Origin of the sequence: Plantibacter sp. MCCC 1A11337, assembly GCF_013349365.1 — a bacterium.
Classification (GTDB): Bacteria; Actinomycetota; Actinomycetes; order Actinomycetales; family Microbacteriaceae; genus Plantibacter; species Plantibacter flavus_A.
Genome location: NZ_JABJWX010000001.1, coordinates 45,410 through 57,815 on the forward strand (window position 1 = coordinate 45,410; position 12,406 = coordinate 57,815).

Sequence of the window (12,406 nt, forward strand, 5' to 3'; positions counted from 1 at the left end):
AGGACGCGGTGCGGGCATCATGGTGAGACACACGAAGACCACGCGCCGACGCCTCGCGTTCACCATCGTCGCGGTCTCCATCGTGATGACGCTCTTCGTCCTCCGTCTGGTCGACATCCAGGTGGTCCGCGCGAGTGCCTTGAGCGCCGAATCCCTCGAGAAGACCGAGACGGGCGACACGATCCTCGCCACCCGCGGCAACATCCTCGCCTCCGACGGTTCGGTGCTCGCCGAAGCGGTCATGCGGTACAGCATGGCGGCATCTCCGAAGGACGCCGGTCCGTTCGAACGCGACGTCGACGGCGCCGAGCAGACGATCACCCTCGAGCAGGCGACGAACGAGATCGGCGCGATCATCGGCAAGCCCGGTCCGGAGGTCCTCGCGCTCATCACGGACGCCCTCGCCGCGGACAAGGACTCGCTCTACGCCCTCATCGCGAAGAAGCTCACCCTCGACCAGCTCCGAGCGCTCAAGGCGCTGGAGATCCCGTGGACGACCTTCAAGGAGGAGCCGTACCGGGTGTACCCGAACGGTGCTGTCGCCGGCAACATCGTCGGCTTCGTGGGCGAGGAGGGCGAGGCCCAGGCGGGCGTCGAACTCATGGAGAACTCCTGCCTCGCCGGCAAGGACGGTCGCACGACGTACGAGAAGGGCAGTGGCGGTCTCCCGCTCCCCGGCACCACGGTGACGAAGCCGGCGAAGGACGGCGGCGACGTCGTGCTCACGCTCGACAAGGACATCCAGTGGTTCTCGCAGCAGTCGCTCGCCGCGCAGGCCGAAGCGGTCGGTGCGAGCTGGGGCGTCGTCACGGTGATGGAGGTCAAGACCGGCAAGCTCCTCGCCGTCGCCGAGTACCCGGCCGTCGACCCCGGCAACGTCAGCGCGACGCCGTCCGAAGACCGAGGCTCACGGGCCTTCGCCGCGCCGTTCGAACCGGGATCGACGTACAAGTCGCTGACCGCCGCGGCGCTCATCGACCAGGGTGTCGCGAGCCCCAACTCGCAGGTGGTCGCTCCGTTCCGGTACAAGCCCTCGAACGGTGCCGACATCAACGACAGCGAGTTCCACGAGGACATGAACCTCACGCTCGCGGGCGTCATGGTGCAGTCGTCGAACACGGGGATCTCGCAGTTCGGCGAGAAGATGAGCGCCGACACCCGCTACGCGTACTTCCAGAAGTTCGGTCAGCTGCAGAAGACCGAGGTCGGCTTCCCGAGCGAGTCCGGTGGACTCATGGCGGACGCCGCGGACTGGGACAACCAGACCGATTACGCGACCATGTTCGGCCAGGGCTTCTCGACGACCGCGATCCAGGGCGCCAGCCTGTACCAGACGATCGCGAACGGCGGTGTCCGCATGCCCGTCCAGTTGGTCGAGGGGTGCCGGAACGCCGACGGCACCATGACCGACGTCCCCGACGCGACCGGAACCCAGGTCGTCTCCGCCGACGCGGCGAAGCAGGTCAGCGACATGCTCGAGATGGTCGACCAGGAGAGCTGGGTCGCCAAGAACGTCGACGTCCCCGGCTACCGGGTGGCCATGAAGACCGGTACCGCACAGCAGCCCGACGGCGACGGTGGCTACAGCTCGAGCTACCTCGTCTCGATGGCCGGTTTCGCTCCAGCAGAGGCGCCGCAGTTCGTCGTTTCGGTGAACCTGGCCGACCCGGTTAAGATGAATTCATCGGCTGCAGTCGCTCCCATCTTCCGGGATGTGACCACCCAGGTGCTGAAGAGCAGGGGAGTGCAGCCGTCCACGGAGCCGGCACCGAACCTGCCGCTCAGTTTTTGAACGACCTCATGAAGGATGGGCTCAGCGTGAACAATCAGGGCCCGATCAGCCTCAGGCCGGAACATCCGCAACGGCGGGCGCTCTCGCAGCTGGTGACCGAATTCGACCTCGACCTGCACGGATCAGCCGACGGCGTGGAGATCAGCGGCGTCAGTCTGAGCTCCGGTGCCGTCGAGCCCGGTGACCTCTACATCGGCATGCCGGGTGTCCGCGCCCACGGTGCCGCATACGCCGAGCAGGCGAAGGAACGCGGCGCGGTCGCGGTGCTCACCGACGACACCGGACGAGACCTGGCCGCAGCGGCCGGCTTGCCGATCATCGTCGTGCCCGAGCCGCGTGCCGCGCTCGGGCACCTCGCAGCCTGGGTCTACCGCACCGCCGAGGAGCCGCCGACGCTGTTCGGCGTGACCGGCACCAACGGCAAGACGAGCGTGGTCTACCTCCTGAGCGGCATGCTCGCGCAACTCGGGATCGTCGCCGGGCTGAGCTCCACTGCGGAGCGGCGCATCGGCGACCTCGCGGTGACGAGCTCCCTCACCACGCCGGAGGCCAGTGAGCTGCACGCGCTACTCGCACGCATGCGCGAGTCCGAAGTGCGCGCGGTCGCCATCGAGGTCTCCGCCCAGGCGCTGACCAGGCACCGCGTCGACGGCATCGTCTTCGACGTCGTCGGCTTCACCAATCTCAGTCACGACCACTTCGACGACTACGGCGACTTCGACGAGTACTTCGCGGCCAAGCGGGAGCTGTTCGAACCCGATCGCGCACGACGTGGTGTCGTCACGATCGATTCCGAGTGGGGCGGCCGACTCGTCGAGCAGAGCCGGATCCCGGTGACGACCCTGACGACCCGCCCGGAGGTCGACGCCGACTGGCGCATGACGATCCTCGAGGAGACCGCCGGTTCCACGACGTTCCGCCTCGACGGCCCCGGCGACCAGGTGCTCGTGACGAGCGTGCCGCTGCTCGGCTGGTTCATGGCGGCGAACGCCGCGCTCGCGATCGTGATGCTCGTCGAGTCCGGTGTGGAGTTCGACATGATCGCCCAGGCCCTCGAACGGGACGGTGGGATCGACGCCTACATCCCCGGGCGTGCCGAGCGGATCAGCGGCGACCGCGGCCCGGTCGTGTACATCGACTACGGGCACAGCCCCGACGCGTTCCTCAACACCCTCGCGGCCATCCGCGCCGTCACGCCGGGCCGCGTCATCATGGTGTTCGGCGCCGACGGAGACCGCGACACGACGAAGCGTCGCGACATGGGCGCGATCGCGGCCCGGGGCGCCGACGTCGTGGTGGTCACCGACTTCCATCCCCGGAGCGAGGACCCGGCGTCGATCCGACGCGTGCTCCTCGAGGCCGCCCGCGAAGCCGCACCGGACGGCGAGCTGCACGAGGTCGCCGACCCGGCGACCGCGTTCCGCACGGCGCTCGCGCTGGCCGGTCAGGGCGACACCATCCTCTACGCCGGACCCGGGCACGAGGACTACCACGAGGTGGCCGGCGTGAAGCTCCCGTACTCGGCGCGCGACGACTCGCGTGACGCGCTGCGTGAGGCAGGGTGGCTCTGATGATCGACCTGACCCTCACCGAGATCGCCGCGGCGACCGACGGCCGACTGATCCCCGGTCCGGCGGACCCCGGCCTCGTCGTGTCCGGCGTCGCCGACACCGACTCCCGACTCATCACGCCCGGCGACATCTTCGTCGCGAAGCCCGGCGAGGAGACCGACGGACACCTGTTCGCCGATGCGGCGGTCGCCAACGGCGCCGCCCTGCTCATCGTCGAACGGGAGCTGGCCGTCGCCGTGCCGCAGATCGTCGTCGAGAACTCCGTGACCGCGCTCGGTGCCCTCGCCACCGAGGTCATCACGAGGGTGCGCGCGCTCGGACGACTCCGGATCGTGGGTATCACCGGCTCCAACGGCAAGACCACGACCAAGAACCTCCTCGCCGCGGTCCTCGAGCGCATCGGGGAGACGGTCAGCCCGAAAGCCTCCTTCAACAACGAGGTCGGAGCGCCGATCACCATGCTGCGCGTGACGAACGACACGCGGTTCCTCGTCGCGGAGATGGGTGCCAGCGGCATCGGTGAGATCGCCCGACTCATCCGCATGGCGAAGCCCGACATCGGCGTGGTCCTCAAGGTCGGACTCGCGCACGCGGGGGAGTTCGGCGGGATCGAAGCGACCGTCACGGCGAAGACCGAGATGGTGTCCGAGCTGCTCCCGGAGGACGTCGCCGTCCTCAACCTCGACGATCCACGGGTGGCCGGTATGGCGCATGCCACCCAGGCACGCGTGCTGTGGTTCGGCCTCGACGACCGCGCCGCCGTTCGCGCGACCGACATCGTCGCGACGGCGTCCGGAACCGCGTTCACGCTGCACCTGCCCGACGGTTCCTCTGCGCCCGTCCGGTTCAAGGTGCTCGGTGAGCACCACGTCATGAACGCCCTCGCCGCGGCCGCAGCCGCCCACGAACTCGGTGTGGAGATCGACCTCATCGTCGACGCCCTCGAGAGCGTGAGTCGGGCGGAGCGCTGGCGGATGGAGCCCCTCGGCGGACGCGACGACGTGTCCATCATCAACGACGCCTACAACGCCAGCCCCGACTCGATGTCGGCCGCCATCCGGACCCTTGCCCAGATCGGTGCTGAACGTGGCCGGACCATCGCGGTCCTCGGCGCCATGAGCGAACTGGGCGACTGGGCGGGCGAGGAACACGACCGGATCGGGCTCCAGGTCGTCCGGCTCGGTATCGGCCGCCTCGTCGTGGTCGGCCCCGAGGCCCGCCGCATGCACATCACCGCGATCAACGAAGGGTCGTGGGACGGGGAGTCGGTGTACTTCGCGACCGCGGACGAGGCCTTCGCGTACTTGAGCGCGGAGATCGCCCCGGGCGACACCGTGCTCGTCAAATCGTCCAACGCGGCCGGACTCCGGTTCTTGGGCGATCGACTGGGGGAGTTGTACGCATGAGAGTCCTGTTGGCTGCGGGAGCGATCTCGCTGGCGTTCTCCCTCTTCCTGACCCCGCTGTTCATCAGAGCGTTCCGCAAGCTGGCCTGGGGCCAGTTCATCCGTGACGACGGGCCGCAGAGCCACCACACGAAGCGCGGGACCGCGACGATGGGCGGCGTCATCATCATCGTCGGCACCCTCGTCGGTTTCTTCGCGAGCTATCTGATCTTCCAGGAGCAGGTCGGCGTCTCGGCGCTCCTGGTCCTGCTCATGATGGTCGGCCTCGGCATCGTCGGATTCATCGACGACTTCCTGAAGGTCCGGAAGAAGCAGAGCCTCGGCCTCGGCGGGTGGGCGAAGGTCGCCGGGCAACTCATCGTCGCGACGGTCTTCGCCGTCCTCGCGATCAACTTCCCGAACACCGAGGGGTTCACCCCGGCGTCGACGAACATCTCGATCATCCGCGACATCCCGATCAACTTCATGGCGATCGGCATCCCGGTGATCGGCATCCTGCTGTACATCCTCTGGACCTCGGTGATCGTGGCCGCGACGTCGAACGGCGTGAACGTCACCGACGGGCTCGACGGGCTCGCCACCGGCGCCTCGATCCTCGCGATCGGCTCGTACATCATCATCGGCTTCTGGCAGTTCAACCAGTCGTGCTTCAGCTCCTCGCTCGCCTCCGACGTCGCCTACAAGTGTTACGACGTCAGGGACCCACTCGACCTCGCCGTGGTCGCAGCGGCGATCGTGGGTGCGCTCATCGGGTTCCTCTGGTGGAACACCTCGCCGGCGCAGATCTTCATGGGTGACAGCGGGTCGTTGGCGCTCGGTGGAGCGCTCGCTGCTCTGGCCATCCTCAGCAAGACCGAGCTCCTCCTGGTGCTCGTCGGTGGTCTCTTCGTCATCGAGGCCGGTTCCGTGATCGTCCAGCGGGTCTACTTCAAGGCGACCCACGGCAAGCGCATCTTCCTCATGAGCCCCATCCACCATCACTTCGAGCTCAAGGGTTGGGCCGAGGTCACCGTCGTCGTCCGCTTCTGGATCATCGGCGGTCTGCTCGTCGCCGCGGGTGTGGGTTCCTTCTACCTCGAGTGGCTGAGCCGATGAGCGCTGAGCGCCTCGACGGGCTCCGCAGCTGGCACGCCGACTGGCGTGGTCTGCGGGTCGCCGTCCTGGGACTCGGGATGACCGGGTTCTCCGTCGCCGACACCCTCGCCGAGCTCGGCTCGGAGGTATTGGTCCTGGCAGGCGAGGCGGCGGACGAACGCGCCGAACTCGTCGGCGTCATCGGTGCGCGGCTCATCCAGCGGGACCTGTCGACCGTGCCGTCCGAGCTCGTGGAGTTCGCTCCGGAGCTCGTCGTCGTCTCACCCGGATTCCACCCCGACCACGCCGTGGTCACCTGGGCGCAGGCGGCGGGGGTCGCCGTCTGGGGCGACATCGAGCTCGCCTGGCGGGTCCGAGACAAGGTCGGCACGCCGGCCGAGTGGATCTGCGTCACCGGCACGAACGGCAAGACCACCACCGTTCAGCTGACGGCGTCGATGCTCGTCGAGGCGGGTTTCCGCGCGGCGCCCTGCGGCAACATCGGTGTCCCGGTCCTGGACGCCGTCCGTGATCCGCAGGGCTTCGACTTCTTCGTCGTCGAGCTCTCCAGTTACCAGTTGCACACCCTCGGCCTGCAGGGCGGTCGGAGCATCGTCTCACCGCTCGCCAGCGTCTGCCTGAACCTCGCCGACGACCACCTCGACTGGCACGGCTCCGCCGAGGCGTACCGGGCGGCGAAGGCCGTGGTGTACGAGAACACGAAGGTCGCGTGCGTCTACAACCGCGCTGACGCGGCGACGATGTCGATGGTCGAGGAGGCCGAGGTCGTCGACGGCGCCCGCGCCGTCGGGTTCGGCCTCGACGTCCCCGGACCGAGCGACTTCGGCGTCGTAGACGGCATCCTGGTGGACCGCGCGTTCCTCGACGACCGTCGCACGAGCGCCCTCGAGATCACGACGGTCGAAGCGCTCGCCCAGCGCGGGCTCGCCGCCCCGCACGTCGTCGCCAACATCCTGGCGGCAGCCGCACTCGCCCGGGCCGCCGGCATCACGGTCGAGGCCGTGCGCGACACCCTGCTGTCGTTCGGCCTGGATGCGCACCGGATCCAGCTCATCGCCCGGAGACTCGAGGTGGACTGGATCGACGACTCGAAGGCCACCAACCCGCACGCCGCCGACGCATCGCTCGCCGCCTACCGCTCGGTGGTGTGGATCGTCGGAGGCCTGTTGAAGGGCGTCTCGATCGATCGCCTGGTGGAGCGGCACGCCGACCACCTGCGCGCGGCCGTCGTGATCGGCGCCGACCGCTCGGAGGTCCTCGCGGCATTCGCGCGACACGCGCCGACGCTGACCGTCATCGAGGTCGACGCAGCGGAGACTGAACACGTCATGCCGGAGGCCGTTCGCCGGGCCGCCGAGGTCGCGCAGGCAGGGGACACCGTGCTCCTCGCTCCTGCAGCCGCCTCGATGGACCAGTTCACGGACTACGGGCACCGTGGTCGCCTGTTCCAGGCCGCCGTCGAAGCAGAGCTGGGAGGTGAGGCGGATGATCGATCCGCCTCGCGCTGACCCGCGCCGCGTGCGGTCGTCGTCGTCCCGGATGACGGCGACCGCCTCAGGCAGTGGGACACCCGACGCGCCGACGTCGCCGAGAGGCATGTCGAGTGCGCGGATCTCGCTGGGCAAAGTGCTGCGTCCGGAGTCGAAGAACTACTTCCTCCTGCTGGGCGTCACCCTCTTCCTCGTCGGGCTCGGGCTCGTCATGGTGCTGTCCTCGTCCTCCGTCGAGTCCTACGAGGCCGGCGACGGGTATTTCGGGCTGTTCTGGCGCCAGGCGACGTTCGCGATGATCGGTGTCCCGCTCATGCTGATCGTGAGCCGCTTCCCGGCACGGTTCTGGAAGAAGTGGGCGTGGGTGTTCCTCCTCGTCGCCATGGGCCTGCAACTGCTCGTCTTCACACCGCTCGGCTACGAGATCGGCGGCAACCGCAACTGGATCGAGATCGGCGGCTTCACCGCGCAGCCCTCGGAAGCGGTCAAGCTCGCGCTGGTCGTGTGGCTCGGGCTCGTGCTGACGATCAAGCAGCCGCGTCTCCTCGAGTGGAAGCACGCCCTGATCCCGGTCATCCCCTTCGCCGGTCTCTCCATCGGCCTCGTCCTGCTCGGTGGCGACCTCGGTACCGTCGTGATCATGGCCCTCATCGTGTTCTCGGCGCTGTACTTCGCCGGAGTGCGACTGCGCTACATCGCGATCCCGGTGGTCGCCGGGGCCGTGCTGTTCCTCATCATGGCCGTCACGAGCGCCAACCGCATGCAGCGCATCATGGCGTTCTTCGGCGACGGCAAGGGCGACTACGAGAACGCCGACTGGCAGTCGACCCACGGCACGTGGGCGCTGGCGAACGGCGGCCTCTGGGGCGTCGGTCTCGGCAACTCGCGCGCGAAGTACGGGTGGCTGCCGGCGATCTCGAACGACTTCATCTTCGCGGCGATCGGCGAGGAGCTGGGCCTCATCGGCGCCGTCCTCGTCCTCGGACTGTTCGTCTTCCTCGCCGTCATGTTCATCCGGGTGATCCGTACCAGCGACGACTCCTTCGTCCGGATCACCACCGGCGCCATCATGGCCTGGATCATCGGCCAGGCACTCGTGAACATCGGCGTCGTCCTCGGAGTCCTCCCGGTGCTCGGCGTGCCGTTACCGCTCCTGTCCTCGGGCGGCACGGCGCTGCTCACCACCCTCGTCGCGATCGGGATCGTCCTGTCGTTCGCCCGGGAGCGGGGGCGTCCCACGCCCCAGCAGTCCCGCCGGTCACCCGCTCGACGTCCCCAATCCTCCGGAGTCACCCGATGACCACCTACCTCCTCGCCGGCGGCGGCACCGCCGGCCATGTCAATCCGCTGTTGGCGGTGGCCGACGGACTCCGCGCCAGAGACCCTGAAGCGACGATCCTCGTCGTCGGCACGGCGGAGGGCCTCGAGGCTCGACTCGTCCCGGAACGCGGTTACGAGTTGCTCACGATCCCCAAACTGCCCTTCCCCCGCCGTCCGAACATCGACGCACTCCGCTTCCCCGGTCGCCTCCGCCGGACGGTGGCAGCCGTCGTCGCGATGATCCGAGAGCACCGCGTGGACGTCGTGATCGGTTTCGGTGGCTACGCGGCCGCGCCGGCGTACACGGCGGCCAGGCGCGCCGGCGTCCCGCTGGTCATCCACGAGGCGAACGCGCGTCCAGGCCTCGCGAACCGACTCGGTGCGAGGTACACGCCCTACGTCGGTGTCGCCTTCCACCACACGCCCATCCGCAACGCACGCTTCGTCGGCATGCCGCTGCGTCGCGAGATCGAGGGGTTGGACCGCGAGACGCTCCGGCCGGCGGCCCTCGCCGAGTTCGGCCTCGTGTCGGACCGACCGCTGCTGCTCGTCACCGGCGGTTCGCTCGGCGCGAGACGGATCAACGCGACGATGAGTCAGAGCGCCGAGGACGTCGTCGCGGCCGGCTGGCAGGTGCTCCACATCACGGGTGCGAAGAGCGAGATCTCGGATCCGGGTGTCGACCACTACCACCTGCTCGAGTACTGCTCCCGGATGGAGCTCGCCATCGCCGCAGCCGACTTCGCGGTGTCGCGTGCAGGCAGCGCCACGGTCAGCGAGCTGTGTGCGGTCGGGCTGCCGGCCGTCTACGTGCCCTATCCGGTCGGCAACGGTGAGCAGCGCTTCAACGCCGCCGACGTCGTGCGGGCCGGGGGAGCGGTTATGGTAGATGACGCGCAGTTCGTGCCGGCCTGGGTGCATGAGCACCTCGTCCCGTTGCTGAGCGATCGGCACCGGGTCGACGACCTGGCCGCCCAATCCAAGAGCGTCGGTGTCTCCGACGGCACGGCTCGCGTCATCGCCCTCATCGATGAGGCGCTCCAACCATCGGTGCAGCGCGTGCGCGGCCGGTGATCCAGTCTTCCCAGAAAGCGTGACACCGTGATCAAGCCAGACCCCACCGTCGAGATCCCCGCCGACCTCGGCGTCGTGCACTTCGTCGGCATCGGCGGCAGCGGGATGAGCGGCATCGCACGGTTGTTCGTGAGCGCCGGATCACGCGTGACCGGCTCGGACGTGCGCGAGTCGAAGAACATCGACGCCCTGCGCGAACTCGGGGTCCCGGTCGCCATCGGCCACGATGCGCAGAACGTCGGTGATGCGGACACCCTCGTCGTGACCGGAGCGCTGTGGGCGGACAACCCCGAGTACCTGCTCGCGAAGGAACGGGGTCTGACGATCCTGCACCGGTCGCAGGCGCTCGCGTGGCTGACCTCAGGGACGCGACTCATCTCCGTCGCGGGGGCCCACGGGAAGACGACGTCGACCGGCATGATCATCACGGCGCTCCTGGAGCTCGGCGCCGACCCCAGCTTCGTCAACGGTGGCGTGATCGAATCCCTCGGGCTGAGCTCGGCCAGAGGCGCCGGAGAACTGTTCGTCGTCGAGGCGGACGAGTCCGACGGTTCGTTCCTGCTCTACGACACGGCCGTCGCGCTCATCACGAACATCGACCCGGACCACTTGGACCACTACGGCTCGCTCGAAGCGTTCGAGCAGGCGTTCGTGACCTTCGCCCAGCAGGCACGCGAACTCGTCGTCATGTCCTCGGACGACGCCGGCGCGGTCCGGATCACCCCGGCGCTTCGCGAGGCCGCCGACGGCAAGCGCGTGCTGACCTTCGGAGAGGCCGCCGACGCGGATGTCCGACTGCACGACGTCGGCTCGACCGGTCCGGTCTCGTTCCAGCTCAGCTACGAGGGCACCAGCTACGCGGCGACCCTCCGCGTGCCCGGGCGCCACAACGCCATCAACGCCGCCGGCGCCTTCGCGGTCCTCGTCGGTGTCGGATTCGACCCGGCGGACGCGCTCCGAGGCATCACCGCCTTCGGCGGGACGCAGCGCCGATTCGAACTGCACGGTGTCGTCGACGGTGTGAGCGTCTACGACGACTACGCGCACCACCCCACCGAGGTCGCCGCAGCCCTCGCCGCAGCGCGCACGGTGGTCGGCGACGGTCGCATCATCGCCGTCCACCAGCCGCACCTGTACAGCCGGACCCGTCTGTTCGCCCAGGAGTTCGCCGACGCCCTCGAACGGTACGCCGACCACACGGTCGTGCTCGAGGTCTACGGTGCGCGCGAGGACCCCGAGCCCGGCGTGACCGGTGCGACCGTGTCGACCCGGTTCTCCGACGCGGACCGCGTCGCGTACATCGACGACTGGCAGCGCGCCGCGGACTACACGGCGACGGTCGTGCGACCAGGCGACTTCGTCATCACGCTCGGATGCGGCGACGTCTACCGGATCGTTCCGCAGCTCCTCGAGGCCATCGCCGGTCGCGAGTCCGTCTGATGGGCGTCCGGTGAAGCGCCCGGACGGCTTCGACCCCGCGGCCGGTCCGCGCCCCGAGCGTCAGACACGGCAGGCGGTGTCGGCCCCGGTCGACCGCGACGGCGTGACCGCCGAGCCCGTCGCCGAGCAGGAGACGGACGTCATCGCGCTCGACGCCGCTCGGCTCCGGCCGAAGCGGTCGGGTGCCGGCGCATCCGCCCGGCCGTCGGGCCCGAAGTCGGCATCGAGGTCGGCTGCACCCTCAGCGACGCCGTCCCCGTCGTCGAAGGTCGATGCGAAACCGACGGCGACGTCCTCCGCCTCCGCGACGGTGACCCTGGAGCGCCCGGACGAACCCGCTGACGAGGCGTTCCTCACCCCGCGTGAGGCCGCCAAACTGCGACGTCGTCACGAACGCCAGGAGATCCGTCGGTTCACGGCCCGCAGGCGTGGCCGCCACCGTCCTTGGGTGATCGCGGCCGCGATCCTCGGCGTCCTGATCGTCGTCTCGATCGCCGGAGCCTATTCGCCGCTGCTGGCAGTCCGGTCCATCGAGGTCGTCGGTGCGAGCCGGGTGAACCAGGCCGAGATCACCGAGGCGCTCAGTGACCAGCTGGGTCGCCCACTCGCACTGGTCGACGCGGGAGCCGTCAAGGCGGTGCTCGTCGGATACCCGCTCATCGCGAGTTACTCCCTCGAATCCCAGCCTCCGAGCACACTCGTCGTGCGGATCGTCGAACGCGAGCCGGTGGGCGTGCTGCAGTCCGGATCGGTGTACACCCTGGTCGACGCCGCCGGGGTCACGATCGAGCGCAGCGACCAGCCGATCGCCGGGTATCCGACGCTCATGGTCGCCGGTGGCCCGACCTCCAAGGGCTTCGTCGCCGCGGCCGCGGTGATCCGGGCGTTGCCGACGGATCTGCGTGCCCGCGTGGCGTCCGTTTCGGCGTCGACCGCGGACGACGTCACCCTCACGCTCGTGGACTCGCCCGCCGAGGTCGTGTGGGGGAGTGCGGAGGACTCGGTCCTGAAAGCGCGGATCCTCGCGACCACGATGGCGGCCACCGACCCGTCCCAGGTGAACCAGTACGACGTGTCGTCGCCGTCCGCCGCCATCGTCCGCTGAGGAAGCGCACCGGGATATTCCCGTCGATGTGCCGACACGCCCGGAAGCGTACCGACAAGGTCGGGGCTGGGCCCTAACGTCGTGCTCAGGACAGAAAAATGCATACGCAGCATA

At 68.9% G+C, this 12,406-nt stretch carries 9 protein-coding genes; all 9 read left to right on the top strand.

Annotated elements, in window-relative coordinates; genetic code table 11:
- Positions 1-19 precede the first annotated feature (19 nt).
- On the top strand, positions 20-1,792 hold the full coding sequence (locus HOW07_RS00225; RefSeq protein ID WP_121290571.1) for a penicillin-binding protein 2: 1,773 nt from the start codon (positions 20-22) through the stop codon (positions 1,790-1,792).
- A gap of 26 nt (positions 1,793-1,818) precedes the next feature.
- Positions 1,819-3,363, top strand: a complete 1,545-nt coding sequence (locus HOW07_RS00230; RefSeq protein WP_240555463.1) for a Mur ligase family protein — start codon at positions 1,819-1,821, stop codon at positions 3,361-3,363.
- Complete coding sequence (gene murF, locus HOW07_RS00235; protein WP_175115798.1) at positions 3,363-4,769, top strand: UDP-N-acetylmuramoyl-tripeptide--D-alanyl-D-alanine ligase; 1,407 nt, start codon at positions 3,363-3,365, stop codon at positions 4,767-4,769. The genes HOW07_RS00230 and murF overlap by 1 nt, the downstream gene beginning before the upstream one ends.
- Positions 4,766-5,863 carry a phospho-N-acetylmuramoyl-pentapeptide-transferase gene (gene mraY / locus HOW07_RS00240; protein ID WP_064296998.1) on the top strand — a complete coding sequence of 366 codons (1,098 nt, stop codon included), beginning with the start codon at positions 4,766-4,768 and terminating at the stop codon, positions 5,861-5,863. The genes murF and mraY overlap by 4 nt, the downstream gene beginning before the upstream one ends.
- Positions 5,860-7,371, top strand: a complete 1,512-nt coding sequence (gene murD / locus HOW07_RS00245) for a UDP-N-acetylmuramoyl-L-alanine--D-glutamate ligase (RefSeq protein ID WP_175115799.1) — start codon at positions 5,860-5,862, stop codon at positions 7,369-7,371. Before mraY ends, murD begins: the two co-directional genes overlap by 4 nt.
- A gap of 88 nt (positions 7,372-7,459) precedes the next feature.
- On the top strand, positions 7,460-8,653 hold the full coding sequence (ftsW, locus tag HOW07_RS00250) for a putative lipid II flippase FtsW (RefSeq protein WP_254628143.1): 1,194 nt from the start codon (positions 7,460-7,462) through the stop codon (positions 8,651-8,653).
- Positions 8,650-9,747, top strand: coding sequence for a glycosyltransferase (locus HOW07_RS00255; RefSeq protein WP_175115800.1), 1,098 nt, complete (start codon positions 8,650-8,652; stop codon positions 9,745-9,747). The genes ftsW and HOW07_RS00255 overlap by 4 nt, the downstream gene beginning before the upstream one ends.
- Positions 9,748-9,774: 27 nt before the next feature.
- A complete protein-coding gene (murC, locus tag HOW07_RS00260; protein WP_175115801.1) occupies positions 9,775-11,187 on the top strand; it encodes a UDP-N-acetylmuramate--L-alanine ligase in 1,413 nt (470 codons plus the stop codon).
- Between the two features lie 10 nt (positions 11,188-11,197).
- Positions 11,198-12,292, top strand: a complete 1,095-nt coding sequence (locus tag HOW07_RS19735; protein WP_175115802.1) for an FtsQ-type POTRA domain-containing protein — start codon at positions 11,198-11,200, stop codon at positions 12,290-12,292.
- Positions 12,293-12,406 lie beyond the last annotated feature (114 nt).